This is a genomic window from Pseudomonas sp. SDO52101_S400 (genome assembly GCF_054071635.1).
Window position 1 is genome coordinate 1 of the sequence record NZ_JBSVWF010000031.1, and the last position, 24,061, is coordinate 24,061.

Sequence of the window (24,061 nt, forward strand, 5' to 3'; positions counted from 1 at the left end):
CTCCACGCTGACTGGCGGCGACGACTCCACGCTGACTGGCGGCTACGACTCCACGCTGACTGGCGGCGAAAAAGCCGAATTGCGCGTCCGCAAGTGGTGCAGCAAAACAGAACGCTACCGAACTTACAACGCCTATGTTGGCGAGGATGGAATCGAGCCAGAAATCGCCTACCGCCTGGACGAGAACAACAAATTCGTGAAGGCCTAACTCTCCGTCGTCCGCCGTACGCAACGGCCCGATATCTCTCTGGGGAAACTCGTTTAGAGAGGGTATTGGGTTGTGATCTGAATGCGCAGGCTGATGCGTTGATAGCGGCTACAGCAGCCCCAGTTGCTTGGGAAACTCTTGAAAAGACGCCGTTTAAAAGTCTGTAAAGCAACCAGACTAAAAAGTCGGAGATCAGCACCGGCTAGATCACAACCCAATACCCACCCCGCAACGCAAGGAGAAGAGCATGAAGCGATGTCGCCAATCTAAATCTGATATCTGAATCCAGGACGCCGGGCGTTGAGCCACTGAAGTTTTAAACCAGCTGATGGGTATACCGCCCCAGCCTTGGAACCATACACGGAGGATTTTCAGCCATGTAACAGACAGCCAAGCCCTCCATCAGGAGGCAAACATCCCCTGACGTAGGGAGGTCTACTTCAGGAATAAAGCCCGGTCAGTGATCGGGATTTTTATTGCGTCATTGCTGGAGATAATCGCCATGGAAAAGCTTCAGGTCAGAACTGAGTCAGGATGGGCGTACGTGATGTGTGCAATCGGCAAAGCTCGGGTTGAAACGACGGAGCTCAGAAAAAATGCGCTACCTCGCAACTGTCCAGAACTTGCCTATGCAATCTTGAGTGAGTTTGAGAAAACTTTCCCTGATCGCCAATTCAGGCTGGTATCGCAGCCATGAAACGCACAGCCCCACCCCTCCCCCGAAAGCCCCGCCCCGACGTCCACGACTGCGCCAAAGGTCGGATGCATGATGCACCGAGGAAAATAGTTACCACTATGCCGGGCGGGTATATCGCCTAACCCTAAACACTGGAGGTCGCCATGAGCGATTCAAGCAGGACTGTCATCTGTCCAGATTGCTCAGGTGACGGAAAAGAAACGTGTCACAACCCTGACCACGGTTTTCTCGGTGCCCTCGGCTTCCACGAAATCGGGCGCATTGGCTGCCCATGCTGCGGCCATGACCCGCAGCACAAAGTGGTTAAAGGGGGCTGTTGCGATACCTGTTCTGGATCTGGTCGAGCCACTGTTGACCAAGCGCAAGAATTCTGCGGTGACGAGTTCGAAGATCGCATGTTTCTGCTTGCATACCCATAACCCGCCACTCTGGAGGCGATCATGAACGCATTTGCTGCAGCGCAGTCCCGCTGGGACAACATGAGTCCTGCTGACACATCAGCCCGCGACGAGGCCGCTGATGAGTGGGCCTACAACGCAGCAGAACAATTGGTACTTGGCTGTGATGTTGTAATTCGTACTCGCCGCCAGACGAAGGTGATCAGTTATGCCGACTTTCTAGGCGCGGTCCAAGCGCAGCTGAATCAGCGCCAGATCAATGGAGAGGACGACGAAGACAGCTTCGCGCAACTAGTGATAGCCGCACTCCATGGTGGCAGTGGCAAAGAATTCGCGCAGAGGCTGCTCGGCCCGAAAGATCCTCATGAGATAGCGCTTGAGATGACCGCACCATGGTTCGACCTCGCCATGGAACAGGCCGCAGAGGAGTTCTACTAGTGAGCCCGTACATCGCCATCGACGAAGACCTAGACGAACTCAGCCACGCCGGCTGCCCGGACAAGTACGAGATCCTGGTACTGCGCAACATCACGGCCTTCTTCACCGCCAAGGCCATAACCGAAGAAGAATTCGACCACTACTGCAAACGGCTGAACGCGATCGTCGCGAACCGGCCAAGGAGTGCGGCATGACGATCATCGCCACCGATTACAAAGCAATGAACAGAGCCCTGACGAATCAGGGCTTTTTTCTGGTCGCCGATCTGCCACGGCGCATTCAAATTCAGACCAGGCGCGGCATGCTGGTTGCGAGAATCTCATGAAAACACTTATCGCCTTACTCGCATTACTGGCCATCGCCGGCTGCGAGCCAACGGAAGACAGTATTCAGCGCAGCAAGGCTGAACCGATCACCTACAAAAGTAGTGGGCGGTTCAAGGTTGATCGTGTCGGGGTCTTTTATGACGCGCTGTCCTACAACGAAAAGCGCGGCATCTACGTCATCACTGATACCGAAACGAATCAGGAATTCGTCGGCGTGAGCGGTGTTGGAATATCTGAACTGGCAGCTCATCAGGTTGGCAAGACTCGCCGATCTGACGAGCGTTAAAGGTGAAGTCATGAAACGCCTAGCCACCCGCGTCTACACCTTCCGCGAACTCATGAAGCGACTGGACTCCGATGTTTTCTACGTTGTCGAGTCTGAAGAAGAACCAGATCAGCACTTCACCTTCGTGCCGATCCAGTACAAGGGGAAATGAGATGAAGCCAATCTTCTGGATTCTCGCCTTCGGCCTCTGCGTCCTGATGCTTCAGTACAGCCTGTTCAAGGAGAACGGCGAACCTCGAAGCCTTCCTGCTATGGCGGTGGCGAAATGAGCCGCTATCAGCGCGCTCGCCGCCTGTATGTGTGGCGCGGCTCAGCCATCGTCCTCCTCGGCACAACTTTCGTAATGCTGGCCAGCGCATACGTCGGTCAGCTCACTCAATAACCCGAACTCACACGCCGCCTGCATGGCGGGGAGAGCCGTCATGTCCGATAAAAACATGAGCATCTGGGAGAAGGTCGAGAAGACCGATACCCGATATACCAAAGACGCCAAAGTCGGCGGCCAACAGATCACCAGTCTGAACGGCACGGCGATGATCATGAAGGCCACCGAGGTATTCGGCCCGGCTGGCATCGGCTTCGGCTGGAAGGTGCTGGAAGAACGCTTCGACAAGGGCGCTGAAATCTTCGTCGGCGAGGGCGAAAAGCGAGCAAGCCTTGGTTTCGAGCTCAACCACACCGTGAAAATCTTGTTTTGGATCAAGCAGGACGGCGAGCGCGGCGAGTTCGAACAGTACGGCTGCACGCCATACCTCTACAAGTCGAAGTACGGCACCACGACGGACGGAGAAGCACCGAAAAAGTCCCTCACCGATGCCATCAAGAAATCCCTGTCGATGCTTGGCTTCAGCGCCGACGTGTTCCTTGGCCTGTTCGACGACAAAGATTACGTAAGTGCACTGGTCGACGAGCAGACGATTGAACAGGCCGAGGACAAGGCGGTCGAAGAAGAGCGCCAGAAGCAAGAGCGCCTTGACTACATCGCCTCGGTCATCCAGTCGCTGAAAGACGCCAAGACACCTAAAGAACTCAAGGCCTTCCATGACGTCGCCGTCCGCCGGCTGACGCTGCGCAATGACACCAAGGCTGTCACCCGCATCGTCCGCGAGTACGACGAACAAAAAGCCCGTTTTGAGGAGCAAGCAGCATGACACAGCTCTATCACATCACCGAGCAGTACAAGGAGCTTTCAGCGCTCGCCGAGACTGCTGACGAAGATCTGGCCGTCGCCCTGCGCGACACCATGGAAGGAATCGAAGGCGAGTTCCAGGAAAAGGGCAAGGCCATTGCCATGGTTGCTCTGAACATCGACGGCGACCTTGAAGCAATTCAGTCTCAGATTGATCGTCTGACTGAGCGCAAGCGGGTCATCACCAACCGCCGGGAAAGCCTGAAAGAGTACCTGCGCACGAACATGGAAGCCTCGGGGATCACCAAGATCACCCACCCGCTGTTCACCATCACCTGCGGCAAGGGCAAGCCCATCGTTGTCATCGACGATGAGAAGGCCATTCCGGACGACTACGTCAATGTCAAGGTGACCAGCGCTCCGGACAAAGCCGCGATTGCCAAGGCGATCAAGGACGGCATTGAAGTGCCGGGCGCCCATACCGAAATCGGCAAAAGCTCAATCAGCATCAAGTGAGGCCGCCATGAACGCCTACATCAGCAACGATCTGAACATGATCAAGGAGCTAGACCCAATGCGTCATGAGCTGGCCCTGCTGCAAGCGGACTGGCTTGAAAAAGGAGGGACTATTGAGGTGCTGGCCGGGCCGAGCTTTCAGCCACTGCCGAAGCGACATGAGCCGCCGCCACGGAAGAAGGTGGCCCAGCCGCAGCAAAAGCCGGCAGAACCCTGGTTCGACAAGTTCGCACGCCGAGAAATTGAACGAGAAGAACGCGCCAAAGCACGCGCCGCCGAAAAACAGGCCGAGATAGACCGTATTCGCGAAATTGCAGCAAAATCGACCATGGCCGAAGCCGTCGAGCGAACCGGAATGAATCGAGGCACTCTGTTCCGGATCGCCAAGAAAGGCGGCTTCAACTTCATACCGGTCAGCAGTGCCGACTACAAGAACTTCAGAAGCAGAACGCCGGACGATGCCAAGGACGCGAAAGACGCCGAGCGAATTCTCGCATTCAAGGAGTTGGGCCTGACGCGAAATCAGGCACGCGAGAAAGTCGGATCGACCTACCGCAACTTCATCCGCCTACTCGACAAGTTCAACATCGACTATCCAAAGGCTTTTTCTAAGCCGGCTTTCTTCCCGAAAGCGCCGAAGCAGTAACCCATCCAACCTGCTGCATCCGGTTTCGGATGGCGGCGCCTGACTGGAAATAAACAATGACTCTCATCCGAATCGGGCGGATCGACTTATCTCGTCCGCGAATCAGAAAGCGCCGATTGAGCGCGATCAAGAAAAGCTTCCGGCTCGATGGTGGGCCAATCTCTCGCGCATGGCTCTGCACCCCTGGAACTCTTGTTTTTCAGCTCGGCGAGTGGCGCGGCTTCTACAACAGCAAAAACGAATGGGTGGCGATATGACGCCTTTTGAGTTCATCGAAAAAAACGTTCACGACGAGTTGCGCAAGCTGAAGTATCCGTAAGGTATTTGCTTCAGCGTGGCAAGGGACTCGATCGACTACTACAAGCAGCGCAGTGTTTTCAGCAAAAGCGCGGTGCTTGACGTGATCGCTTGGTCGAAGAGGCGCGCAAAGACTCTATCCAAATAATCCATTCCCTGGAGGCCTCATGTCATCCAAAGGAAAGCTCAAGGCTGGCTATTTGGAGCTGAACTACAGCTGCAGCATCTGTGGCCGACCGCGAAACAAGTGTCGCAACGATAAATGTTCGAAAGCCAGGCAGCAGGAACACGCTCGGAGGAATAGCCATGACAGCGAAACTGTCGCCTGACTCGATCGGGCTGATCTTCACCATGCACGCCGCCGGCCATGAGGTCGATGCAATCGCAGATGCGGCGGGATGCTCCTACCCAACCGTGGTGCGCTATCTGAACAACGCCGGGATTGTACTCGGCAACAAGGGTCGCAAGCGTGAACTCACCGACGACTACCTGAATATGGCGCTGGACATGCGCGCCCAGGGTAAAAAGTGGGACGACATCGAGGCGCACATTGGATTCTGCCGGCAGACATTCCAGACATGGATCAGGGCCTCGAGGGCTTCGGCATGATTACTCAATGCGTGATGTTCTGCGTCATGTTCGTTTGGCTACCACTCGGATGGTGGCTGACATGATCCCTCAAACCCTCTTCGCCATCTTCCTCGGCCTGGCCAACACTGGCCTTCCGCAACTTATTCAATGGGGTATTGAAAAATGGATGATGTGAAACAGTGCAAGCACGGTCGTAATTTCTGTGTTGATTGCCATATGTCTAGCGATCAGATGTACACGGCAGCTGAAGCACTTAAGCCTGAAAACCAACGCGTCTATCCAATCGGAACCGAACGCGACTGGCAGGCTGAACTCGACACCCAACGCCTGCGCGCCGATACGGCTGAGGCTGAGAACCGTATTCTGCGCCACAGCAACTCGTCGTTTCTTGAGACGGTTGCCAAGGTGTGTGACCTGCTCGGGATCGACCTTGACGACGCCAAGCATGCAGACGGCCAGCCTAGCGACGTTCTGTTCAGTCATGCAAAAGATCAGGCAGAGAAACTCGCCGCCGCCGAGCAGCGCATTTCGGGTCTGAAAGCGCGTTACAACTTCCTGAGCAAGGTTACGCCGTACAAATTCAGAAAGATGCAAGAGGCTGCATCAACGGACGGCGGCGACGTTATCTATTTTCATGCTGATCGATTTGACGCGCAGATTGACGCCGCCCTCAACCCCAACCCCGAGGCAGAAAGTCATGAGTAAGGAAAAACTGCGCGAAGGTCATGTACTGGTCGAGGTGGTTCGAGGCGTAGAAGGGAATTGTCTTTGCATCGGGGACTTCGATACAGGTGAGCGTGTTGCAGGGCCAAAGCCATGGGGCGGCGGCACGACAATCCATAAATTCCAAGTCAAGGCGTCAGATTTGATCCGTCTTGCAAAAGAGTACGAGGCAAAGCCATGACCAATAACCCAACGATTGACGGCGTGCCGCGCTGGTTACCTGGATGCGATGAGCCAAAAACGTTCAGCGATGCTAAAGGACAGCTTGCTGATGCTATGCGAATGGTAGCCCAGCTACAGGCGCGGGTTGCTCAACTTGAGGGCGAGAAAGAACTGATGTTGCGCGGAGCTGAGGTCTACAAAGAGCGCATCGCTGAGCTGGAGAATCTGCACGCAGAGGTGTATCAGGTTCTCGGCGCTCTCGATGCCTCTGAACAGGTTCTCGACAAGGTATCAGCCGCAGCAAATTCTGAACCAATTCCGGAAATCGAGCTGCTCCCGTACACCGCACCGCCAGCGCCGGTATCCGCCGAAATGGTTCGCCTGCTCACCCGGGCCGGGAAATACGCCCAAGGTGAATTCCGCGCCGAGATTGCTGCATGCCTGGAGAAGGTCAAGGATGCGCCGGTCGCGGTGGTGCCTGACGGTTGGAAACTGGTTCCAGTTGAACCAACCACAGCAATGATCGAAGCAGCCATTAATACCCCGGTCGAAGACACTGGTGATGACGAGGTCGACCAATCGCAAGATTACAAAAATATGTGGTGCTCCATGCTGAACTCCTGCCTCGACGCCACCGCTGCGCTGAATGGGCCAGCCAAATGATCGCCCTCACCTGGTTCTACCTCGTCTACGTCCGCTGATTCATCCCTTCTGTTGTAAACCCCCCCCTACTCAACAGCCTGCCGGTGTACGGCGGGCGAGGAATTCGTATGTCTGAGAAAAATATCAAAGCCATCATGGACCAGGCCCAAGTGTTCGCCAGCAGTTGGTCAATGGTCGGCGGGCCATTCGCCGCCGACGATCAGCTCGAACGCGCTGAAGAGGAGAAAGCGGAACTGAAGAAACTCGTCACCGGCGCACTGGAGGGGTCGGTGAATGCCCCGCAGGACGTGGGCGAAATGATCCAGTCGTTACTGGCTTGGCACAAGCGGCAGGCCGACCAGGTACAGATGATCATCGATAACGCAAAGGAGGGTGTGACGCTGCAGCTCGGCATCGACGACCCTGTCGAGATTGCCCTAACAAAAGACATGGCCAAGGGATTGCGGATCGGTCTAGTGCTGGCCATCGAACGCCTCGGCAAGCTCCCGATCAGCGTCAGTCAGGACGACGATGACGAAATCGATCAGGGCGAAGACGAGTAGCCCACAACCACCTTCTGCCGACCCGCGCGGCACCGCCCAACCGGGCAAGGAAGTGCGTCATGTCTCATATCGAAGAAAGAGAGGGCCGGCTGTACGCGGCCGAAATGCTTGCGTCTGCCGTCTATATGCCGCGCTGCATGTTCGACGAGCGCGGGCCGGTGGAAACGATGGCCTGCAATCTTGAGCTGACGGCTCAGGTCAGGCCGGCGGACTACGCCAAGGGGATCAAGCAGGTTTTGGAGGTGGTTCGCCATGGCAACTGCTGAGCTGCACGGCCAGAAGATCAACCCGTTCGAGCAGGGTTACGCAGCATTCCTGCGCGGCGTCGACTTGAAGCAGAACCCGTTCGATGCAGAGAACGACCCTACCCCATATTCAAAGACACGCTGGGCCCAAGGCTGGAACAAGGCGCAACGTGAAGCGCGGAGGAAGATGGTATGAGCGAACACAAGCTACTTTCATGCCCATTCTGCGGCAGCTCCGAAGTAAGCATAGCGCTTTGGGTCGAATGCAATGGGTGCGGGGCATTTGGGCCCACTGCAAATGATGCCGGTCTGGATGCCTGGAACAAGCGCGCATCGCTTCCGCAGGTTATCCAGGCCATGCAAAACAACGGCGACCTGATTGCCTTGGAAGCCACGGTGGCCCAGCAGGCCAAGATGATCGAACACCTGCGCGGCGGTCTTGGCAACGAGCCACAACTGGTCAGCTACGCCGAAGATATGTCGACCTGCACGCTGACCACAGGCGACGGCACCGGTTACTTCTACGACCGCGTCGATCCTGACCAGCCAGCGCAGTACACCGCCGTAGACATGGCCAATGCGGCGCGGGACGAGCGGCGCGGCATCGCGGAAAACCTGATTGAGCGCCTCGCCACAGAATTTCCAGACAGCGAAACGATGATGACCGTGGAATGCTTCGCCGACTGGCTCGGCAAGGAGATGAAGTCATGACCGACCGCAGCGAATTGAAGCGACTGGCCGAGGCATTCCCAGACGATCTGGATTACGACAGCAACATCGAACCGTTCTTTAACGGGCCGTCAGGCGAGTCACTTGGCGGGGGCTCAACGGGGTTCTACTGCGTATACGGAGCGCCATTTGAAATTGATGGTGAACTGTACGATGGCCACACGTATGTCGAAACCTGCAAAGCCGACTTTGCGAAGTTCATGGTTGCGGCGCGCGGTGGAGTTCTTGAGCTGTTAGCTGAGAACGAGGTGCTGCGCAGAGCGCTGACCTACATCCGTAACACAACAGATGACTGGCACGTCGCCGAAAAGGCTGCCGACGCACTGGTCGATAGCGCGCGTAGGGAGTCGATGCCATGACAGACCACGAAGACCTCATGAAACGCTGCCAGCGCGGCGCCACGAACCTCAACGATGCCAACAACCTGCTGGCTGAGTGCTATGGGAAGCTGGGGAAGTTGGGGGCTGAGAACGAGGCGCTGCGCAAGGAGGTTTTAGAGCTTGAGGCCCAAAGGATTTATGAAAGCTGGGCACTTCACCCTGAATACGTTCCATGGGTAAAAAACGGGAATTCACTAAAACAGGACGAGGCTAGACGTTTGACTCGCGCAGCCATGAGCAAGGAGGGTTGAGATGAGTGCAGAACTTGCTCTTCTTCCGCGCTTCATCCGAGCCAAGAAGGCTCCGGCTTACCTGGGCATGTGCCGTGCGGTATTCGACGCCGAAGTGCGCCCGTACGTTCACGAATTCCCGATCGGCGAGCGCGGCGTCGGGTTCGACCGGCAGGAACTGGACGACTGGGCATCAGCATACGTCGAAGCCAAGTCGATTGATAAAAAGCGTGCGCCGGAGCAACAATTGCCCCGCAGCGAGCGCCAGGAAGGAGATAAACCATGGCGCGAAAATCGATCACAGGCCTCTCCCAAAGGAAAGGTATCTGGCATATCGACAAGAAGATCAACGGCGAAAGACTTTACGAAACTACTGGAACAACTGACCGGCAAGAAGCCGAGCGCTATCTGATTTTTAGGATGGAGCAGATTAGGCAGCAAAAGGTGTATGGCGTCAGGGAGGTAAAAACGTGGCGTGATGCGGCGATGAAGTTCCTCGTTGCGATCAAGGACCAGCCATCTTTCAAGCTTTCCGCGCACCATATTGCGCAGCTCGACCCATTCATTGGCGACATACCGCTCAATCATATTGATGACCAGGCCTTGGCGCCTTTCATCAAGGACAGGTTGGCGACTAAAAAGCTGGAGGACGGGACCATACAGAAGGGGGTCAGCAACAGGACGGTGAACATCTCGATAGAGCGTGTGGTTCGGGTGTTATCGTTGTGTGCCAGGAAGTGGCGAGATGATGAGCGAAGGCCTTGGCTGGATAACGTGCCGATGCTCACAAAGCTTGAAGAGAAGAAGTCGAGCCGCAAACCATACCCGATGTCATGGGAGGAGCAGTCGATCCTCTTTGGAGAGTTACCGGCTCACCTGCAAACGATGGCGCTGTTCAAGGTGAACACCGGCACGCGTGAGCAGGAAGTCTGCAAGCTGCGATGGGATTGGGAGATTTCGGTTCCGGAACTCGGGACCAGCGTGTTTCTGATCCCGGCGGACTTTGGTGGCAGACACGAACGGTCTGGAGTGAAGAACGGTGATGAGCGACTGGTCGTACTTAACAACGTGGCCAAGTCGATCATCGAAAAGCAGCGAGGCCTGAGTAAGGATTGGGTTTTCCCTTATAACGGAAACGCCATGCATCGGATGAATGACTCGGCTTGGAAGAAGGCGCGGGTGAGAGCGGCGAAACTCTGGCAGGAGGAAAACCTTCGCCCCGCTCACCAAGGTTATGCATCCATCAGGATTCATGACCTCAAGCACACATTTGGCCGGCGGCTTCGCGCAGCAGGCGTAACCGAGGAAGACCGTAAGGCACTTCTGGGTCACAAGAACGGCAGCATCACCAGTCACTACTCGGCCGCCGAGCTCGGGAATCTGATTGAAGCTGCAAACATGGTATCAGCAACCGATTCTCGCGGACCGGTACTTACAATATTGAAGAGGAAACAGGCTTGAAAAATCGAGTAGTCACGCAAATCTCACGCACATGAAAAAGGCCAATGCTGCGAACACTGGCCTAAGTCATTGAATTATATGGTCGGGACGGAGTGATTCGAACACTCGACCCCTAGCACCCCATGCTAGTGCGCTACCGGACTGCGCTACGCCCCGACTAGGCGTGAAACTCGTTCTCCGTCTCGAAGAACGCTCAAGAATATATCGCAAGCTTTTGAAAACTGGAAGTATTTAAAAGCAGGAAATTATTTCTTGAGAACCACCAGAACATCTTCGAGCTCGGCGATCATCTGGCGGATCATTTGCTTGTATTGGGTTGTGTCGTCTTTGGCTTCATCACCGGACAGTCGCAGACGTGCGCCGCCGATGGTGAACCCTTGATCGTAAAGGAGCGCGCGGATCTGCCGGATCATCAGCACGTCCTGTCGCTGATAATACCGGCGGTTTCCGCGGCGTTTGACGGGGTTGAGTTGAGGAAACTCCTGCTCCCAGTAGCGCAGCACGTGTGGTTTTACCGCACACAGCTCGCTGACTTCACCGATGGTGAAGTAGCGCTTGCCCGGGATGACGGGTAGTTCGTCGTTATGACTTGGTTCCAGCATAAGCCTCAACTCGGGCTTTCAACTTCTGCCCTGGACGAAAGGTGACCACACGGCGAGCCGTGATCGGGATTTCTTCCCCCGTTTTCGGGTTGCGGCCAGGCCGCTGGCGCTTGTCCCGAAGGTCGAAATTGCCGAAACCCGACAATTTGACCTGCTCGTTGTCTTCAAGAGCGTGCCTGATTTCCTCGAAAAACAGTTCGACCAATTCCTTGGCTTCCCGCTTGTTCAGGCCCAGCTCTTCATACAGACGTTCCGCCATCTCAGCTTTCGTCAAAGCCCCCATACGTCACTTCCTTAACGTGGCGTTCAACCTTTGTTCGAGCGAGGTGAGGATATTTTGCGTCGTCGAATTCACCTCATCGTCATTAAGAGTGCGCGATGGATGCTGCCAGGTCAAGCCAACTGCAAGGCTTTTTCTATCAGGATCAATACCTTTACCCTGATACACGTCAAATAGCCTGAGGTCTGTCAGCCATTCGCCTGCATTTTCACGGATTACGTCCAGTACAGCCGAGGCTGCAACGTCTTTGTGCGCAATCAGTGCAAGGTCACGACGCACTTCAGGAAAGCGCGACAACTCGTGGAATTTAGGCATTTTGCCCAACGCCACTTCAGCCAGAACCAGCTCGAAAACGAAGACCGGACGGTCGAGACCCAAGGACTTCGACAGTTCAGGGTGAATCGCACCGATAAAGCCGACCTCACGCCCTTCACGCTCGATGCGCGCGGTTTGACCCGGGTGCAGCGCCGGGTGCTTGCCCGGAGTGAAAGTGAACGAATCCAGCGCACCGGCAAAACCCAGCACCGCTTCCACGTCAGCCTTGACGTCGAAGAAGTCCACGGTATCGCGACCTTGCGCCCAGCCTTCCGGCAGACGGCTACCGCAGACCACACCGGCCAGCATCGGCTCTTGCTTCAGGCCATCCAGCTGACCAACGAAGCGCAGACCGCTCTCGAACAGACGGACGCGATCCTGCTGACGGTTGAGGTTATGCTGCAACGCCTTGACCAGACCCGGCCACAGCGACGAGCGCATGGCAGCCATGTCATTGGAGATCGGGTTCGCCAACAGCAGTGGTTCAACACCTGGGTTGAACAGCTCGAACTGTTTTGGATCGATGAAGCTGTAAGTGATCGCTTCCTGATAACCACGAGCGACCAGCAGACGGCGCAGCTCCGGCAGATCACTACGAGCTTCAGCCTTGGCTTGCGGCGCCAGACGAGCTTGCGGGTAACGAACCGGCAGACGGTTGTAACCGTACAGACGCGCCAGCTCTTCAATCAGATCGACTTCCAGACTGATATCGAAACGATGGCTTGGCACTTCTACGCGCCACTGCCCTGCTCCCTCGGCAGAAACTTTCAGACCCAAAGCGTTGAGCAGACGCTCGACTTCGGCCGAATCCATTTCCATGCCCAGCATCTGGGTGATGCGCTGGGCACGCAGGGTGATCGGCGCAATCGACGGCAGGTGCTGTTCGCTGACCGTTTCGATGATCGGGCCGGCTTCGCCACCGGTGATTTCCAGCAGCAGGCCAGTGGCGCGCTCCATGGCTTCACGGGCCAGTTGCCAGTCCACACCGCGCTCGTAGCGGTGCGAAGCATCAGTGTGCAGACCGTAAGAGCGAGCCTTACCCGCCACAGCGATCTGGTCGAAGAACGCACTTTCAAGGAATACGTCGCGAGTGGTCGCGGATACACCGCTGTGCTCGCCACCCATCACGCCGGCAATGGCCAGAGCGCGAGTGTGGTCGGCGATCACCAGCGTATCGCTACGCAGACTGACTTCCTGACCATCAAGCAGCACGAGCTTCTCGCCCTCTTCCGCCATGCGCACACGGATGCCACCATTGATTTCGGCGAGGTCGAAAGCGTGCAGCGGCTGACCCAGTTCGAGCATCACATAGTTGGTGATGTCGACCGCAGCATCAATGCTGCGCACTTCGGCACGACGCAGACGTTCAACCATCCACAGCGGCGTAGGTTTGGACAGGTCAACGTTGCGGATGACACGGCCCAGATAACGCGGGCAGGCGGCAGGTGCCAACACTTCGACCGAGCGCACTTCGTCGTGCACCGCAGGAACGGTCATCACCACCGGGCGAGTGACCGGAGCGTCGTACAACGCACCGACTTCGCGAGCCAGACCCGCCAGGGACAGGCAGTCGCCGCGGTTCGGGGTCAGGTCGACCTCGATGCTGGCGTCTTCCAGTTCCAGGTAAACACGGAAATCTTCACCCACCGGCGCATCGGCCGGCAGCTCCATCAGACCGTCATTGCCTTCACCAACCTGCAGCTCGGTTTGCGAGCACAGCATGCCGTTGGACTCGACGCCACGCAGCTTGGCTTTCTTGATCTTGAAATCGCCCGGTAGCTCGGCGCCGATCATTGCGAACGGAATCTTCAGGCCCGGACGCACGTTTGGCGCACCGCACACGACCTGGAAAGTTTCCGTGCCATTGCTCACTTGGCACACACGCAGCTTGTCGGCGTCAGGGTGTTGCTCGGTACTCAGTACCTCGCCCACTACCACACCACTGAATGCACCGGCGGCCGGCGTAACGCTATCGACCTCAAGACCGGCCATCGACAGACGGGCAACCAGCTCGTCGCGATTTACCTGCGGGCTAACCCAGCCACGCAGCCATTGTTCACTGAATTTCATCCTGCTCTCCTAAGAATTCGTTACGACTAGCGAAATTGCGCGAGGAACCGCAAGTCGTTGTCGAAGAACAGACGCAAGTCGTTCACGCCGTAACGCAGCATGGCCAGACGTTCGACACCCATGCCGAAAGCAAAGCCCGAGAACTCTTCCGGATCGATCCCGGACATGCGCAGCACATTCGGGTGAACCATGCCGCAGCCCATCACTTCCAGCCAGCCGGTCTGCTTGCAGACGCGGCAGCCTTTACCGCTGCACATCACGCATTCCATGTCGACTTCAGCGGATGGTTCGGTGAACGGGAAGTAGGAAGGACGGAAACGCACCGCCAATTCTTTTTCGAAGAACACCCGCAGGAACTCTTCGATAGTCCCTTTCAGGTCGGCAAAATTGATGTCGCGATCAACCAGCAGGCCTTCGACCTGGTGGAACATCGGCGAGTGGGTGATATCGGAGTCGCTGCGATACACACGGCCTGGGCAGACGATGCGGATTGGCGGCTGCTGCGATTCCATGGTGCGGACCTGTACCGGCGAGGTATGGGTGCGCAACAGCATGTTCGCGTTGAAATAGAAGGTGTCGTGCATCGACCGGGCCGGGTGATGGCCTGGGATGTTGAGCGCCTCGAAGTTGTGATAATCGTCTTCGACCTCAGGACCTTCGGCAATACCGTAGCCGATGTGGGTGAAGAACTGTTCGATACGTTCCAGAGTCCGGGTTACCGGATGCAGACCACCGGAGGTCTGACCACGGCCCGGCAGGGTTACGTCAATGGATTCGGCGGACAGTTTGGCAGCCAGTTGGGCTTCCTCAAACAGAGCCATGCGCGCATTGAGAACGCCTGTGACACGTTCCTTGGCAACGTTGATCAGGGCGCCGACTTGCGGACGCTCCTCTGCCGGCAAATTCCCCAGGGTCTTCATCACCTGAGTCAATTCACCCTTTTTGCCAAGGTATTGAACCCGGATTTGCTCCAGGGCATTGATATCTTCAGCGCTTTGCACAGCCTCTAGTGCTTGAGAGACCAGCGCATCCAGGTTTTCCATGTACAGACTCCAGATACAAAATAGGGGAAGAGCTTGAAGGCTCTTCCCCTATTTATGACGTTTACCACCTGACCCCACAGAGGTGAGGCCGGGTGACTGTCGGGGGTACTTAAGCCAAGGTGGCTTTAGCTTTCTCGACAATCGCGGCAAACACCGCTTTTTCGTTCACTGCCAGATCAGCCAGAACCTTACGGTCGATCTCGATGGACGCTTTTTTCAGGCCAGCGATGAAACGGCTGTAGGACAGACCGTTAACACGAGCACCAGCGTTGATACGAGCGATCCACAGAGCGCGGAACTGACGTTTTTTCTGACGACGGTCACGGTAGGCGTATTGGCCTGCCTTGATTACCGCTTGCTTGGCAACACGGAATACGCGCGAACGTGCACCGTAGTAGCCTTTAGCAAGTTTCAGAATTTTTTTGTGACGCTTACGGGCAATGACGCCACGCTTTACACGAGCCATGAGTTACTTCCTCTATTCTTGACTAAAATTAACGAAGGCGCAGCATGCGCTCGACTTTTGCCACGTCAGACGGATGCAGCAAGCTGCTACCGCGCAGTTGACGCTTACGCTTGGTCGACATTTTAGTCAGGATGTGGCTCTTGAAAGCGTGCTTGTGCTTGATACCGTTAGCAGTTTTCAGAAACCGCTTAGCAGCACCACTTTTCGTTTTCATCTTTGGCATGTTCGGATACTCCGCATTCAGTTGATAAACATAATCAGAAGGCCTGCCGTGCCCTGTTGATTACTTCTTCTTTTTCGGGGCGATGACCATGATCAGCTGGCGTCCTTCCATCTTAGGATGCTGTTCGACCGAACCGTACTCGAGCAGGTCAGCTTCAACCCGCTTGAGGAGTTCCATCCCCAGCTCCTGGTGGGCCATCTCACGGCCGCGGAATCGCAAGGATACCTTGGCCCTGTCCCCATCACTCAGGAAACGTACCAGGTTGCGCAGTTTTACCTGGTAATCCCCTTCCTCCGTCCCTGGACGAAACTTGATTTCTTTTACCTGAATCTGCTTCTGGTTCTTCTTCGCCGCAGCAATCTGCTTCTTCTTTTCGAAGATCGACTTGCCGTAGTCCATCACACGGCAAACCGGTGGGACTGCGTCTGCAGAGATTTCTACCAGATCAAGCTTTGCTTCTTCAGCAATACGAAGCGCTTCATCAATCGAGACGATGCCAATCTGCTCGCCATCAGCGCCAATTAACCGAACCTCGCGTGCCGAGATATTCTCGTTGATCGGGGCTTTCGGTGCAGCTCGTTTATCTTGTCTCATTTCACGCTTAATAATAATTACTCCGAATCTGGGCGACCACGCCGGGAAACCGCTTGCGCGAGAAACTCAGCGAACTGGGCGACGGGCATCGAGCCCAGGTCAGCACCTTCACGAGTACGCACAGCGACAGTCTGCATCTCGACTTCCTTATCCCCAATAACCAAGAGATATGGAACCTTGAGCAAAGTATGCTCGCGGATTTTAAAGCCGATCTTTTCATTTCTCAAGTCAGACTTGGCACGAAACCCGCTTTCGTTGAGAGTTTTTTCGACCTGAGCAACAAAATCTGCCTGTTTATCAGTGATATTCATGATCACTGCCTGGGTCGGCGCCAGCCACGCAGGGAATGCACCTTCATAGTGCTCGATCAAAATCCCGACGAAACGCTCGAACGAACCGAGGATCGCACGGTGCAACATGACCGGATGCTTGCGGCTGTTGTCTTCGGAGACGTATTCGGCACCGAGACGCACTGGCAGGTTGAAATCGAGCTGCAAAGTACCACATTGCCACACGCGACCGAGGCAATCTTTCAGTGAGAATTCAATCTTCGGACCATAGAAAGCGCCCTCGCCCGGCTGCAGATCGTACGGAAGGCCCGCACTATCAAGCGCCGCGGCCAAAGCAGCTTCGGCGCGATCCCACAGCTCGTCGGAGCCAACACGTTTTTCCGGACGAGTGGACAGCTTCATCTCGACATCGGTGAAGCCGAAGTCGCGGTAAACATCCATGGTCAGCTTGATGAACGCGGCGGATTCGGCCTGCATCTGTTCTTCGGTGCAGAAAATGTGGGCGTCGTCCTGGGTGAATGCACGTACACGCATGATGCCGTGCAGCGCACCCGACGGCTCGTTACGGTGGCAGGCACCGAATTCGGCCAGACGCATCGGCAGTTCGCGGTAGCTCTTCAGGCCCTGATTGAACACCTGCACGTGGCATGGGCAGTTCATCGGCTTGATGGCGTAGTCGCGGCTTTCCGACTCAGTGGTGAACATGTTGTCGGCGTAGTTGGCCCAGTGCCCGGACTTCTCCCAGAGGCTACGGTCAACGACTTGCGGCGTCTTGATCTCGAGATAGCCGTTGTCGCGCTGCACCTTGCGCATGTACTGCTCGAGTACCTGATACAGCGTCCAGCCATTCGGGTGCCAGAACACCATGCCCGGCGCTTCTTCCTGGGTGTGGAACAGGCCCAGGCGCTTGCCGATCTTGCGGTGATCGCGCTTTTCAGCTTCTTCGATTCGCTGGATGTACGCAGCCAACTGCTTCTTGTCAGCCCAGGCAGTGCCGTAAACGCGCTGCAATTGCTCGTTCTTGGCATCACCGCGCCAGTAGGCACCGGACAGCTTGGTCAACTTGAAGGATTTCAGGAAGCGAGTGTTCGGCACGTGCGGACCACGGCACATGTCGACGTATTCTTCGTGGTAGTACAGGCCCATGGCCTGCTCGTTCGGCATGTCTTCGACCAGGCGCAGCTTGTAGTCTTCGCCGCGAGCCTTGAACACTTCGATCACTTCGGCACGCGGAGTGACTTTCTTGATGACGTCGTAATCGGTATCGATCAGCTGTTGCATGCGCTGTTCGATGGCTGCCATGTCGTCCGGAGTAAAAGGACGCTCGAAGGCGATGTCGTAATAGAAGCCTTCGTCAATGACCGGACCAATGACCATTTTGGCCGTCGGGTACAACTGTTTGACCGCATGGCCAACCAGGTGGGCGCAAGAGTGGCGAATGATCTCCAGCCCCTCTTCATCCTTTGGCGTGATGATTTGCAGCGTCGCGTCGCTGTCGATGATGTCACAGGCGTCGACCAGCTTGCCGTTGACCTTGCCGGCCAGGGTGGCCTTGGCCAGGCCTGCACCGATAGATGCGGCGACCTCGGCTACGGAAACCGGATGATCGAATGAACGTTGACTGCCGTCGGGAAGAGTAATAGTTGGCATGGCGCCTCCTCTCCTAGTGGTGACCCCTACCAAAGGTCACGTGGGTTGGGATGAGCCAGTACAAGATCCGATCCAGGCCATTCAATGACGAACGCCTGCCTTACAGCGGCAGGAGCCTTGCGGCCAACCGGAAAACCGAACCAGAGTGACTGGGATTCAAATCAGAGTATTCGTACGTCGCCGCTACCGGGACTGAAGGTCGTCCGGAGCCTGCGAACGCCCGAGTCGGGCATCCTAGCACAGATGAACGGTCACAGAGGCGAACGAATTGAGCCAGCCCCTGATTGCTCATTTTAACGGTGCGCGGTGAACTTGAGATGTACGGCTAACCTCAAATGGGCTGAGAATTACCCCGAATTACTCAAACCAAGGAGTTTCAGACATGCGCCTTATCCGACTTTTTGCCTTCGCGGCTCCCCTGGCAATGCTGCTGCCACTGAGCGCTCAGGCGGCCTGGCCTGCGGGCGTGAAAGAGCAATACATGAATGACTGCACCAAAGCCGCCAGCCAAAGCGTCAACCCGACCGTAGCCAAGCAACACTGCACCTGCGGAGCCGACGTCCTTGAGAAGAAATTCACCACTCAGGAAATCGCACAACTGATGGACAAGAACACCCCGCCAAGCGGCGAACTGGGCCAACGCGCACTGAAAGAAATCTCGGTTTGCCGAGTGCAGAAATAATCTGTGATGAAGGGATTTGCGGGCGTTCCACAGGCCGGAATCGGTCAAAATGACCCTGAATCCGATATTTTACGCAGGTTTTATAGCTTTTTTTACACCCCTTCGTTTCGGCTGAAAGCCTCTGAAACCGGGGGCTCTAGCCATTCATAATGTCGAAACATCCGCAATATGAAAGCAAACAGCACGTCCGGGGGGCTACCAAAGCGAACATTTCGACTATGATACTCCGGTGTGCCCAGTTGGCCTGAGCAGCACAGTACTACTGAAAATATATGTTTCTTGGAGATACACCATGTCTAATCGCCAAACCGGCACCGTTAAATGGTTCAACGATGAAAAAGGCTTCGGCTTCATCACTCCTCAAGGTGGCGGTGACGACCTGTTCGTACACTTCAAAGCTATCGAATCCGACGGTTTCAAAAGCCTGAAAGAAGGCCAGACCGTTTCCTTCGTGGCTGAGAAAGGCCAAAAGGGTATGCAAGCTGCACAAGTTCGCCCAGAGTAATTTCTCGGCGCACTAAAAAAACCCCGTCCATGTGACGGGGTTTTTTATGGGCGTGACAAAAGTCTTTGCAACTCAGCCGCAGTTGACCCGAGTGATCACCAGATTGCTGTCGGTATTGAGGTTCAGCCGATCAGAGCGGTATTCCAGGGTGATCATGTCGTCAGGCTTGAGGAACCGGGCATTCTGCGCGCCAGCCTTTTTGCGTGCCTGCTCGAGCAATTCCGGCGAAGCCTTTTTGCCGACGGTGAACTCTGCAGCTGTTGCCTCGCAACGGCTGTGACCGGTTTCGGCCGCCACGGGCTGCTTCTGCGATTCGCTGGAAGTTGTAGTGCAGCCAGCCAGCATGGCAACCGCCATCAGAGTACCCAGTGACGCGAGCTTCCAAGGCATGAAGCCTCCTTTTTCAATAGTTGAGCGAACATCGTGCGACCGCCGATACAGCGTTTGGTTTCATGACTTGCGCCACTACCCTGCCCCACGATCAGAAAAACGGCGAGTTTGCCTGAGCTACGCCTGATACTTCATCACACAATCGTCACTGAATATGAACGGCGCTCAGTAGACGTCAATGTAGTCATAGGGCGGGTTCGGCCAGTTGTCCTTGAGCGCGTTGAATATCTGCATCACCCAGACCTCGTCGCTCGCCGCAACGTTGCCCACATAGCCCGAACCCTTGGCCCAGGTTTCCAGGCGAAACGACAAGCCATCGATGTCCTGACCGCCGGTAACGCCCGAAGAGATATACGCAATACCAGCCTTGGTCACGCGTAACTGGGTGTGCTCATCGTCACTGGCTGAAGCCAGCATCAGACGCACAGCATCCAGCGTCAGGCCGCCGGGGGAATTCAAATCGATCTGCACAGCTCGGTCCTTGGTTTTACGGAGACGACCAAGTGTCGCATAGCCCTGCGTTCATGCCTAAGTCGCAGTGCCAAACGCCAGACAAAGTGTTTAACTCAGAACTTCGATCCCGCGCTTCCCGAGCCCCATCATGACGACCGTAAGCATCTCAGCCGACATCAAGGCCCATTGGCCACAAGGGCACAGCTCTTACAGTCCGGGCAGTCCGGAAGAATTGGCATTGATCAGCATCGACCTGCTGGTCAAGACATTGGGCACGCAAGCCGCGCAATCATTTATCGCACAGTTGTTCGAGAAGTATCCGGATGACTTCAAAGGCACATCGGACATCGAGAAAGAATAATGGCCCGCAGACTGGCACCTGCGGGCCTGTCGCTTACTTCAGACGCTTCAGGCGTTCGGTCAACAGATCGAAGAAGCCCTGAGCATCACCGTTTTCCACCCAGAAGGCATTTTTCGGGGCTTTCAGGCCGTCATACCAGTCGACGATGGTCTGCCCGAAGGTCGGACCTTCACGGCTGTCGACCACCACGTTCACCGAACGACCGGTGAACAGCTCTGGTTTGAGCAGGTAAGCCACGACCGTAGCGTCATGCACCGGGCCACCCGGAATACCGTAGTGTTCCATATCGCCCTTGATGTACTCGTTGAGGATGTCGCCGACAATCTTGCTCGCATTGTTGTTCAGCGCCGCGATCTGCTTCAGGCGTGCGTCGCTTGTGAGAATCTTGTGGGTCACATCCAGCGGCAGATAAGTCAGTTTCACACCGCTTTTGAGCACGACTTCAGCTGCCTGCGGATCGGCATACAGGTTGAACTCGGCCACGGGCGTGATGTTGCCGCCGTTGAAGTGGGCGCCGCCCATGATGACCACTTCCTTGATGCCCTGGACAATCTCAGGCTCCTGGATCAGTGCCAGCGCCAGGTTGGTTTGTGGCCCAAGCATGGCAATGGTGATGCTGTGCGGCTTGGCTTTTTTCAAGGTATCGATCAGGTAGTTGACCGCATTGCCTTCAGCCAGGCCTTTTTTCGGCTCGTGCACGGTGACGCCCGACAGGCCTTCCTTGCCGTGGATGTTTTCGGCATAGATCGGCGTGCGCATCAACGGTTTCGGCGCACCAGCGTAGACCGGCACTTCTTCGCGCCCCGCCCATTCACGGGCCAGTCGCGCATTGCGAGAGGTCTTGTCGAGACGCACATTGCCAGCCACGGTGGTCAGCGCACGAATGTTCAGTTCCTCCGGCGACGCCAGAGCAAACAACAGGGCCACCACATCATCGGCACCCGGATCGGTGTCGATGATCAGATCAATCTTTCCCGCCGCCTGGGCGCCGGTCGCGGTTATCACGGACAAAAGCAGCAGACTCCGGATCAGTTGGTGCATTTTTTGAGCATAGCGGTGCATGGCGCATTCCTTGTGCATTTGAAATTGAAAGGGATTGAACCCCGTTAAAACGTAACCCCGGCCACCAGCACGATGTTGCAGTACGGCTGACATTCGCCTGTACGAACAATCGCTCGCGCCTGTCGGCTGAGAACCTTGAATTGCTCGTGACTGAGCAGATCGCGCCGCCCAAGCGCACCTTCTTCATTCAATGCGTCCAGCGAAGCCAGCGCAGTGGGTTGCTTGTCGAAGATTTCCTGGGCGAGCACATGACTCTCCACCTGCATTTCGCTGAGCACGACTTTCAAGGTGCTGACGAAATCCGGAACACCGTGGGTCAGCGCGATATCGATCAACTCGACACCAGGCGGAACGGGCAAGCCAGCGTCACCGATCACGACCATGTCGCCATGACCAAGAGAGGCAATCAGCCGAGACAGCGCAATGTTGAGCAAAGGAGTCTTTTTCATGCGGGTTTGAACGCCTGTACATCGGATGAAGTGGGAATGGACGGCTGGGCACCCGCTCGAGTAACCGACAACGCTGCGGCTATCTGACCAAAACGAATGGCCTCGACTTCGGTTTTGCCAGCAGCAAGCGCCGCTGCAAATCCGCCGACGAAGGTATCCCCGGCAGCCGTGGTATCGACCGCCTTAACTTTGGGAGCAGGAAAATGCTGGCAACCCGAACCGTTGGCAAACAATGCTCCCTTGGCACCCAGCGTAACGATCACGTTGCCGGCACCCATGGAAATCAGCTGGACAGCCGCTTTTTCAGCGCTTTCCAGCGAGTCAACCGGCAAACCGCTGAGGGCAGCGGCCTCGCTTTCATTGGGGATCAGGTAGTCGATGGAGACAAACCAGCCTGCAGGCAGCGGACGGCTGGCCGGGGCCGGGTTCAAGATGACTGTCTTGCCCAGTTCACGAGCGCGCTTGAGCGCATGACCGACAGTGGCATCGGGAATTTCCAGCTGACAAATGATCACATCCGCCGCCTGCAACACCGCGTCGAACCGATCGATTACCGCTGGCGTCATCGAACCGTTGGCCCCGGCGACGATGACGATTGCGTTCTGACTATTGTCATCGACCACAATCAGCGCTACGCCACTGGAGTCCTCGACTACGCTGACCGCCTGACAATCGATCCGCTCAGCCAGCAACGCCTCGCGCAACTGCACACCATAGTCGTCATTGCCGACACAGCCGACCATCGACACCTTCGCGCCCAACCGGGCGGCAGCCACCGCCTGGTTGGCACCCTTGCCACCGGACACAGTAGCGAACGAATGTCCGATCAGCGTCTCACCTCCTCGAGGCAAACGAGGCGCCCGGGTGACCAGGTCCATGTTCAGACTGCCTATTACCACTACATTTGCGGGCATACATCACTACTCATCAATTCGGTTTCAGCGATATTCGGTAAACACGCCAGCCATTGGCGCGGTCGACTCTCGCAAGACAATACTCGGGGTCACGATCCGCTGATCAGTGGCCAGATCCGGGGTAGCAATTCTTCGTAGCAGCACCTCCGCCGCCATCTCTCCCAGTTGCAGAATCGACTGGCCAACGGTTGTCAGCGCCGGATATACGTAGCGACTCATCTGAATATCGTCGAAACCGATCACCGACAGCTGCGCGGGCACGCGCACATTGCGCTCGGCGGCAGCTCGCAGGACACCAATGCCAATCATGTCATTGCCGGCGAAGATTGCACTGGGAGGATTGCTTTCAAGCAGAACCACAGCTGCGTTATAACCGCCCGTGCTGGTGAAATCGCTTTCCAGCATCCGCGATGGCGGCACTTCAATACCCGCCTCTTTCAACGCGCGGCAAAATCCTGCCTGACGCATTTGCGCAACACTGGTGCTCACCGGGCCGCCAATGGTGGCGATATCACGATGTCCAAGCTCGATCAGATGCCTTGTTGCCAGATAGGCGCCATATTCATGGTCGATGCGCACGAGATCGGCGTCCACACCTTCAAGACCGCGGTCAACGATCACCATTGGCGTCTTGACCCCGGCCAGGCCTTGCACCAGGCCACTGTCACCGCCAGCGGAGGCGACGATCAAGCCATCGATACGCTTCTCCAGCAACACCCGCAGATAGCTGCGCTGTTTTTCCGGATTGTCGTCGGAGTTGCAGAGAATTACGCAGTAGCCATTACGCTCACAGTAATCCTCGATTCCCCGTGCCAGCTCGGCAAAGTACGGGTTGAGGCTGTTGGGCACCAACAAGCCAATGGTGGCAGTTGTCTTGGCCTTCAGCGATCGGGCGACGGCGCTCGGCACGTAGTCGAGGCTTTTGATCGCCGCCTCGACTTTCAGCCGCACCTCCTGACTCACCGGCCGGGTATTGTTCACAACATGGGAGACGGTCGTGTAGGAAATCCCCGCAAGCGCTGCCACATCCTTGATCGTCGCCATG

At 56.2% G+C, this 24,061-nt stretch carries 39 protein-coding genes, 1 tRNA gene and 1 pseudogene; 26 read left to right on the forward strand and 15 right to left on the reverse strand.

All coding sequences use genetic code 11. The annotated features are described in order from the left end of the window. The 23 genes and pseudogenes from ACW9HX_RS16635 to ACW9HX_RS16745 form a co-directional block, all read left to right on the forward strand. Positions 1–208, forward strand: a pseudogene (locus tag ACW9HX_RS16635) (hypothetical protein); the annotation flags it as partial. Between the two features lie 1,137 nt (positions 209–1,345). After that, positions 1,346–1,741, forward strand: coding sequence for a hypothetical protein (locus ACW9HX_RS16640; protein WP_457381431.1), 396 nt, complete (start codon positions 1,346–1,348; stop codon positions 1,739–1,741). Then, positions 1,741–1,935: a hypothetical protein gene (locus ACW9HX_RS16645; protein WP_457381432.1), complete on the forward strand. Its 195-nt coding sequence runs from the start codon at positions 1,741–1,743 to the stop codon at positions 1,933–1,935. The genes ACW9HX_RS16640 and ACW9HX_RS16645 overlap by 1 nt, the downstream gene beginning before the upstream one ends. Continuing rightward, the gene (locus tag ACW9HX_RS16650) at positions 1,932–2,066 is read left to right on the forward strand and encodes a hypothetical protein (protein WP_457381433.1); all 135 of its coding nucleotides are present in this window, start codon (positions 1,932–1,934) and stop codon (positions 2,064–2,066) included. The genes ACW9HX_RS16645 and ACW9HX_RS16650 overlap by 4 nt, the downstream gene beginning before the upstream one ends. Next, the gene (locus ACW9HX_RS16655) at positions 2,063–2,353 is read left to right on the forward strand and encodes a hypothetical protein (protein WP_457381434.1); all 291 of its coding nucleotides are present in this window, start codon (positions 2,063–2,065) and stop codon (positions 2,351–2,353) included. The genes ACW9HX_RS16650 and ACW9HX_RS16655 overlap by 4 nt, the downstream gene beginning before the upstream one ends. A 10-nt stretch (positions 2,354–2,363) precedes the next feature. After that, positions 2,364–2,504 (forward strand): hypothetical protein, encoded by a 141-nt coding sequence (locus ACW9HX_RS16660; RefSeq protein ID WP_213941224.1) that lies wholly within the window; start codon positions 2,364–2,366, stop codon positions 2,502–2,504. 271 nt (positions 2,505–2,775) lie between these two features. Beyond that, the gene (locus ACW9HX_RS16665; protein WP_457381435.1) at positions 2,776–3,504 is read left to right on the forward strand and encodes a hypothetical protein; all 729 of its coding nucleotides are present in this window, start codon (positions 2,776–2,778) and stop codon (positions 3,502–3,504) included. Further along, positions 3,501–3,998 (forward strand): siphovirus Gp157 family protein, encoded by a 498-nt coding sequence (locus ACW9HX_RS16670; protein WP_457381436.1) that lies wholly within the window; start codon positions 3,501–3,503, stop codon positions 3,996–3,998. The genes ACW9HX_RS16665 and ACW9HX_RS16670 overlap by 4 nt, the downstream gene beginning before the upstream one ends. Before the next feature lie 7 nt (positions 3,999–4,005). Next, positions 4,006–4,644 carry a hypothetical protein gene (locus tag ACW9HX_RS16675; RefSeq protein WP_457381437.1) on the forward strand — a complete coding sequence of 213 codons (639 nt, stop codon included), beginning with the start codon at positions 4,006–4,008 and terminating at the stop codon, positions 4,642–4,644. A 56-nt stretch (positions 4,645–4,700) separates the two neighbouring features. Beyond that, a complete protein-coding gene (locus tag ACW9HX_RS16680) occupies positions 4,701–4,901 on the forward strand; it encodes a hypothetical protein (protein WP_457381438.1) in 201 nt (66 codons plus the stop codon). A 346-nt stretch (positions 4,902–5,247) separates the two neighbouring features. After that, a complete protein-coding gene (locus tag ACW9HX_RS16685) occupies positions 5,248–5,550 on the forward strand; it encodes a helix-turn-helix domain-containing protein (protein ID WP_457381439.1) in 303 nt (100 codons plus the stop codon). 7 nt (positions 5,551–5,557) lie between these two features. Next, positions 5,558–5,707: a hypothetical protein gene (locus ACW9HX_RS16690; protein ID WP_457381440.1), complete on the forward strand. Its 150-nt coding sequence runs from the start codon at positions 5,558–5,560 to the stop codon at positions 5,705–5,707. Continuing rightward, positions 5,695–6,237 (forward strand): hypothetical protein, encoded by a 543-nt coding sequence (locus tag ACW9HX_RS16695; protein ID WP_457381441.1) that lies wholly within the window; start codon positions 5,695–5,697, stop codon positions 6,235–6,237. The genes ACW9HX_RS16690 and ACW9HX_RS16695 overlap by 13 nt, the downstream gene beginning before the upstream one ends. Continuing rightward, the gene (locus ACW9HX_RS16700; RefSeq protein ID WP_457381442.1) at positions 6,230–6,436 is read left to right on the forward strand and encodes a hypothetical protein; all 207 of its coding nucleotides are present in this window, start codon (positions 6,230–6,232) and stop codon (positions 6,434–6,436) included. The genes ACW9HX_RS16695 and ACW9HX_RS16700 overlap by 8 nt, the downstream gene beginning before the upstream one ends. Continuing rightward, positions 6,433–7,080 (forward strand): hypothetical protein, encoded by a 648-nt coding sequence (locus ACW9HX_RS16705; RefSeq protein WP_457381443.1) that lies wholly within the window; start codon positions 6,433–6,435, stop codon positions 7,078–7,080. Before ACW9HX_RS16700 ends, ACW9HX_RS16705 begins: the two co-directional genes overlap by 4 nt. A 107-nt stretch (positions 7,081–7,187) precedes the next feature. Then, the gene (locus ACW9HX_RS16710; protein ID WP_457381444.1) at positions 7,188–7,622 is read left to right on the forward strand and encodes a hypothetical protein; all 435 of its coding nucleotides are present in this window, start codon (positions 7,188–7,190) and stop codon (positions 7,620–7,622) included. A gap of 59 nt (positions 7,623–7,681) precedes the next feature. Next, positions 7,682–7,888: a hypothetical protein gene (locus ACW9HX_RS16715; RefSeq protein ID WP_457381445.1), complete on the forward strand. Its 207-nt coding sequence runs from the start codon at positions 7,682–7,684 to the stop codon at positions 7,886–7,888. Further along, positions 7,875–8,063 carry a hypothetical protein gene (locus tag ACW9HX_RS16720; protein WP_457381446.1) on the forward strand — a complete coding sequence of 63 codons (189 nt, stop codon included), beginning with the start codon at positions 7,875–7,877 and terminating at the stop codon, positions 8,061–8,063. Before ACW9HX_RS16715 ends, ACW9HX_RS16720 begins: the two co-directional genes overlap by 14 nt. Beyond that, a complete protein-coding gene (locus tag ACW9HX_RS16725; protein WP_457381447.1) occupies positions 8,060–8,578 on the forward strand; it encodes a hypothetical protein in 519 nt (172 codons plus the stop codon). Before ACW9HX_RS16720 ends, ACW9HX_RS16725 begins: the two co-directional genes overlap by 4 nt. Continuing rightward, positions 8,575–8,955 (forward strand): hypothetical protein, encoded by a 381-nt coding sequence (locus ACW9HX_RS16730; protein WP_457381448.1) that lies wholly within the window; start codon positions 8,575–8,577, stop codon positions 8,953–8,955. The genes ACW9HX_RS16725 and ACW9HX_RS16730 overlap by 4 nt, the downstream gene beginning before the upstream one ends. Continuing rightward, entirely contained in the window at positions 8,952–9,227 is a 276-nt protein-coding gene (locus ACW9HX_RS16735) for a hypothetical protein (protein ID WP_457381449.1), read from the forward strand. The genes ACW9HX_RS16730 and ACW9HX_RS16735 overlap by 4 nt, the downstream gene beginning before the upstream one ends. 1 nt (position 9,228) lies before the next feature. Continuing rightward, positions 9,229–9,618 carry a hypothetical protein gene (locus ACW9HX_RS16740; protein WP_457381450.1) on the forward strand — a complete coding sequence of 130 codons (390 nt, stop codon included), beginning with the start codon at positions 9,229–9,231 and terminating at the stop codon, positions 9,616–9,618. Next, positions 9,504–10,667, forward strand: a complete 1,164-nt coding sequence (locus ACW9HX_RS16745) for a tyrosine-type recombinase/integrase (RefSeq protein WP_457381489.1) — start codon at positions 9,504–9,506, stop codon at positions 10,665–10,667. Before ACW9HX_RS16740 ends, ACW9HX_RS16745 begins: the two co-directional genes overlap by 115 nt. 79 nt (positions 10,668–10,746) lie before the next feature. On the opposite strand, the gene ACW9HX_RS16750 is transcribed toward ACW9HX_RS16745, so the two are convergent. The 9 genes from ACW9HX_RS16750 to thrS all read right to left on the reverse strand — a co-directional run bounded on the left by ACW9HX_RS16750 (position 10,747) and on the right by thrS (position 18,200). Beyond that, positions 10,747–10,823: transfer RNA gene (locus ACW9HX_RS16750), tRNA-Pro, on the reverse strand. 89 nt (positions 10,824–10,912) lie between these two features. Continuing rightward, the gene (locus tag ACW9HX_RS16755) at positions 10,913–11,269 is read right to left on the reverse strand and encodes a MerR family transcriptional regulator (RefSeq protein ID WP_003179985.1); all 357 of its coding nucleotides are present in this window, start codon (positions 11,267–11,269) and stop codon (positions 10,913–10,915) included. Next, positions 11,250–11,552, reverse strand: a complete 303-nt coding sequence (gene ihfA, locus ACW9HX_RS16760) for an integration host factor subunit alpha (protein WP_002553164.1) — start codon at positions 11,550–11,552, stop codon at positions 11,250–11,252. Before ihfA ends, ACW9HX_RS16755 begins: the two co-directional genes overlap by 20 nt. A gap of 3 nt (positions 11,553–11,555) precedes the next feature. Then, positions 11,556–13,934, reverse strand: a complete 2,379-nt coding sequence (gene pheT / locus ACW9HX_RS16765) for a phenylalanine--tRNA ligase subunit beta (protein WP_457381451.1) — start codon at positions 13,932–13,934, stop codon at positions 11,556–11,558. A gap of 26 nt (positions 13,935–13,960) precedes the next feature. Then, a complete protein-coding gene (pheS, locus tag ACW9HX_RS16770) occupies positions 13,961–14,977 on the reverse strand; it encodes a phenylalanine--tRNA ligase subunit alpha (RefSeq protein ID WP_457381452.1) in 1,017 nt (338 codons plus the stop codon). Positions 14,978–15,086: 109 nt separating this feature from the next. After that, positions 15,087–15,443, reverse strand: coding sequence for a 50S ribosomal protein L20 (gene rplT / locus ACW9HX_RS16775; protein WP_007913489.1), 357 nt, complete (start codon positions 15,441–15,443; stop codon positions 15,087–15,089). Between the two features lie 28 nt (positions 15,444–15,471). Continuing rightward, a complete protein-coding gene (gene rpmI / locus ACW9HX_RS16780; RefSeq protein WP_002553160.1) occupies positions 15,472–15,666 on the reverse strand; it encodes a 50S ribosomal protein L35 in 195 nt (64 codons plus the stop codon). Positions 15,667–15,726: 60 nt separating this feature from the next. Next, positions 15,727–16,278 (reverse strand): translation initiation factor IF-3, encoded by a 552-nt coding sequence (gene infC / locus ACW9HX_RS16785; protein WP_170929410.1) that lies wholly within the window; start codon positions 16,276–16,278, stop codon positions 15,727–15,729. Continuing rightward, positions 16,278–18,200: a threonine--tRNA ligase gene (thrS, locus tag ACW9HX_RS16790; RefSeq protein ID WP_096821278.1), complete on the reverse strand. Its 1,923-nt coding sequence runs from the start codon at positions 18,198–18,200 to the stop codon at positions 16,278–16,280. Before thrS ends, infC begins: the two co-directional genes overlap by 1 nt. A 382-nt stretch (positions 18,201–18,582) precedes the next feature. On the opposite strand from thrS, the gene ACW9HX_RS16795 reads away from it, so the two are divergent. Together ACW9HX_RS16795 and ACW9HX_RS16800 are read left to right on the forward strand one after the other, a co-directional pair. Next, the gene (locus ACW9HX_RS16795) at positions 18,583–18,882 is read left to right on the forward strand and encodes a hypothetical protein (RefSeq protein WP_249484009.1); all 300 of its coding nucleotides are present in this window, start codon (positions 18,583–18,585) and stop codon (positions 18,880–18,882) included. Between the two features lie 292 nt (positions 18,883–19,174). Continuing rightward, positions 19,175–19,387: a cold-shock protein gene (locus tag ACW9HX_RS16800; protein ID WP_003179963.1), complete on the forward strand. Its 213-nt coding sequence runs from the start codon at positions 19,175–19,177 to the stop codon at positions 19,385–19,387. A gap of 72 nt (positions 19,388–19,459) precedes the next feature. Here the strand turns inward: ACW9HX_RS16800 and ACW9HX_RS16805 are convergent, their stop codons facing one another. Together ACW9HX_RS16805 and ACW9HX_RS16810 are read right to left on the reverse strand one after the other, a co-directional pair. After that, positions 19,460–19,777 (reverse strand): I78 family peptidase inhibitor, encoded by a 318-nt coding sequence (locus ACW9HX_RS16805; RefSeq protein ID WP_457381453.1) that lies wholly within the window; start codon positions 19,775–19,777, stop codon positions 19,460–19,462. A 165-nt stretch (positions 19,778–19,942) separates the two neighbouring features. Further along, entirely contained in the window at positions 19,943–20,248 is a 306-nt protein-coding gene (locus ACW9HX_RS16810; protein WP_457381454.1) for a hypothetical protein, read from the reverse strand. A gap of 130 nt (positions 20,249–20,378) precedes the next feature. On the opposite strand from ACW9HX_RS16810, the gene ACW9HX_RS16815 reads away from it, so the two are divergent. Further along, positions 20,379–20,591 (forward strand): hypothetical protein, encoded by a 213-nt coding sequence (locus ACW9HX_RS16815; protein WP_085712027.1) that lies wholly within the window; start codon positions 20,379–20,381, stop codon positions 20,589–20,591. Between the two features lie 33 nt (positions 20,592–20,624). Here ACW9HX_RS16815 and ACW9HX_RS16820 read toward each other — a convergent pair whose 3' ends face one another. Genes ACW9HX_RS16820 through ACW9HX_RS16835 form a run of 4 tightly spaced genes read right to left on the reverse strand, consistent with a single transcriptional unit; the run spans position 20,625 to position 24,060 of the window. Further along, positions 20,625–21,653, reverse strand: a complete 1,029-nt coding sequence (locus ACW9HX_RS16820) for a nucleoside hydrolase (RefSeq protein ID WP_457381455.1) — start codon at positions 21,651–21,653, stop codon at positions 20,625–20,627. Between the two features lie 44 nt (positions 21,654–21,697). After that, entirely contained in the window at positions 21,698–22,102 is a 405-nt protein-coding gene (gene rbsD / locus ACW9HX_RS16825; protein WP_457381456.1) for a D-ribose pyranase, read from the reverse strand. Beyond that, positions 22,099–23,016, reverse strand: a complete 918-nt coding sequence (gene rbsK / locus ACW9HX_RS16830; RefSeq protein ID WP_457381457.1) for a ribokinase — start codon at positions 23,014–23,016, stop codon at positions 22,099–22,101. The genes rbsD and rbsK overlap by 4 nt, the downstream gene beginning before the upstream one ends. 24 nt (positions 23,017–23,040) lie before the next feature. Further along, the gene (locus ACW9HX_RS16835) at positions 23,041–24,060 is read right to left on the reverse strand and encodes a LacI family DNA-binding transcriptional regulator (protein WP_457381458.1); all 1,020 of its coding nucleotides are present in this window, start codon (positions 24,058–24,060) and stop codon (positions 23,041–23,043) included. Position 24,061: the final 1 nt, after the last annotated feature.

Bases quoted from the DNA above. Each gene is read 5' to 3' on its own strand.
- ACW9HX_RS16640 (WP_457381431.1), top strand. From the start codon at position 1,346: ATGAACGCATTTGCTGCAGCGCAGTCCCGCTGGGACAACATGAGTCCT.
- ACW9HX_RS16650 (WP_457381433.1), top strand. From the start codon at position 1,932: ATGACGATCATCGCCACCGATTACAAAGCAATGAACAGAGCCCTGACG.
- ACW9HX_RS16655 (WP_457381434.1), top strand. From the start codon at position 2,063: ATGAAAACACTTATCGCCTTACTCGCATTACTGGCCATCGCCGGCTGC.
- ACW9HX_RS16660 (WP_213941224.1), top strand. From the start codon at position 2,364: ATGAAACGCCTAGCCACCCGCGTCTACACCTTCCGCGAACTCATGAAG.
- ACW9HX_RS16665 (WP_457381435.1), top strand. From the start codon at position 2,776: ATGTCCGATAAAAACATGAGCATCTGGGAGAAGGTCGAGAAGACCGAT.
- ACW9HX_RS16670 (WP_457381436.1), top strand. From the start codon at position 3,501: ATGACACAGCTCTATCACATCACCGAGCAGTACAAGGAGCTTTCAGCG.
- ACW9HX_RS16675 (WP_457381437.1), top strand. From the start codon at position 4,006: ATGAACGCCTACATCAGCAACGATCTGAACATGATCAAGGAGCTAGAC.
- ACW9HX_RS16680 (WP_457381438.1), top strand. From the start codon at position 4,701: ATGACTCTCATCCGAATCGGGCGGATCGACTTATCTCGTCCGCGAATC.
- ACW9HX_RS16685 (WP_457381439.1), top strand. From the start codon at position 5,248: ATGACAGCGAAACTGTCGCCTGACTCGATCGGGCTGATCTTCACCATG.
- ACW9HX_RS16690 (WP_457381440.1), top strand. From the start codon at position 5,558: ATGCGTGATGTTCTGCGTCATGTTCGTTTGGCTACCACTCGGATGGTG.
- ACW9HX_RS16695 (WP_457381441.1), top strand. From the start codon at position 5,695: ATGGATGATGTGAAACAGTGCAAGCACGGTCGTAATTTCTGTGTTGAT.
- ACW9HX_RS16700 (WP_457381442.1), top strand. From the start codon at position 6,230: ATGAGTAAGGAAAAACTGCGCGAAGGTCATGTACTGGTCGAGGTGGTT.
- ACW9HX_RS16705 (WP_457381443.1), top strand. From the start codon at position 6,433: ATGACCAATAACCCAACGATTGACGGCGTGCCGCGCTGGTTACCTGGA.
- ACW9HX_RS16710 (WP_457381444.1), top strand. From the start codon at position 7,188: ATGTCTGAGAAAAATATCAAAGCCATCATGGACCAGGCCCAAGTGTTC.
- ACW9HX_RS16715 (WP_457381445.1), top strand. From the start codon at position 7,682: ATGTCTCATATCGAAGAAAGAGAGGGCCGGCTGTACGCGGCCGAAATG.
- ACW9HX_RS16720 (WP_457381446.1), top strand. From the start codon at position 7,875: ATGGCAACTGCTGAGCTGCACGGCCAGAAGATCAACCCGTTCGAGCAG.
- ACW9HX_RS16725 (WP_457381447.1), top strand. From the start codon at position 8,060: ATGAGCGAACACAAGCTACTTTCATGCCCATTCTGCGGCAGCTCCGAA.
- ACW9HX_RS16730 (WP_457381448.1), top strand. From the start codon at position 8,575: ATGACCGACCGCAGCGAATTGAAGCGACTGGCCGAGGCATTCCCAGAC.
- ACW9HX_RS16735 (WP_457381449.1), top strand. From the start codon at position 8,952: ATGACAGACCACGAAGACCTCATGAAACGCTGCCAGCGCGGCGCCACG.
- ACW9HX_RS16740 (WP_457381450.1), top strand. From the start codon at position 9,229: ATGAGTGCAGAACTTGCTCTTCTTCCGCGCTTCATCCGAGCCAAGAAG.
- ACW9HX_RS16755 (WP_003179985.1), bottom strand. From the start codon at position 11,269: ATGCTGGAACCAAGTCATAACGACGAACTACCCGTCATCCCGGGCAAG.
- ihfA (WP_002553164.1), bottom strand. From the start codon at position 11,552: ATGGGGGCTTTGACGAAAGCTGAGATGGCGGAACGTCTGTATGAAGAG.
- pheT (WP_457381451.1), bottom strand. From the start codon at position 13,934: ATGAAATTCAGTGAACAATGGCTGCGTGGCTGGGTTAGCCCGCAGGTA.
- pheS (WP_457381452.1), bottom strand. From the start codon at position 14,977: ATGGAAAACCTGGATGCGCTGGTCTCTCAAGCACTAGAGGCTGTGCAA.
- rplT (WP_007913489.1), bottom strand. From the start codon at position 15,443: ATGGCTCGTGTAAAGCGTGGCGTCATTGCCCGTAAGCGTCACAAAAAA.
- rpmI (WP_002553160.1), bottom strand. From the start codon at position 15,666: ATGCCAAAGATGAAAACGAAAAGTGGTGCTGCTAAGCGGTTTCTGAAA.
- thrS (WP_096821278.1), bottom strand. From the start codon at position 18,200: ATGCCAACTATTACTCTTCCCGACGGCAGTCAACGTTCATTCGATCAT.
- ACW9HX_RS16795 (WP_249484009.1), top strand. From the start codon at position 18,583: ATGCGCCTTATCCGACTTTTTGCCTTCGCGGCTCCCCTGGCAATGCTG.
- ACW9HX_RS16800 (WP_003179963.1), top strand. From the start codon at position 19,175: ATGTCTAATCGCCAAACCGGCACCGTTAAATGGTTCAACGATGAAAAA.
- ACW9HX_RS16805 (WP_457381453.1), bottom strand. From the start codon at position 19,777: ATGCCTTGGAAGCTCGCGTCACTGGGTACTCTGATGGCGGTTGCCATG.
- ACW9HX_RS16815 (WP_085712027.1), top strand. From the start codon at position 20,379: ATGACGACCGTAAGCATCTCAGCCGACATCAAGGCCCATTGGCCACAA.
- ACW9HX_RS16820 (WP_457381455.1), bottom strand. From the start codon at position 21,653: ATGCACCGCTATGCTCAAAAAATGCACCAACTGATCCGGAGTCTGCTG.
- rbsD (WP_457381456.1), bottom strand. From the start codon at position 22,102: ATGAAAAAGACTCCTTTGCTCAACATTGCGCTGTCTCGGCTGATTGCC.
- rbsK (WP_457381457.1), bottom strand. From the start codon at position 23,016: ATGCCCGCAAATGTAGTGGTAATAGGCAGTCTGAACATGGACCTGGTC.
- ACW9HX_RS16835 (WP_457381458.1), bottom strand. From the start codon at position 24,060: ATGGCGACGATCAAGGATGTGGCAGCGCTTGCGGGGATTTCCTACACG.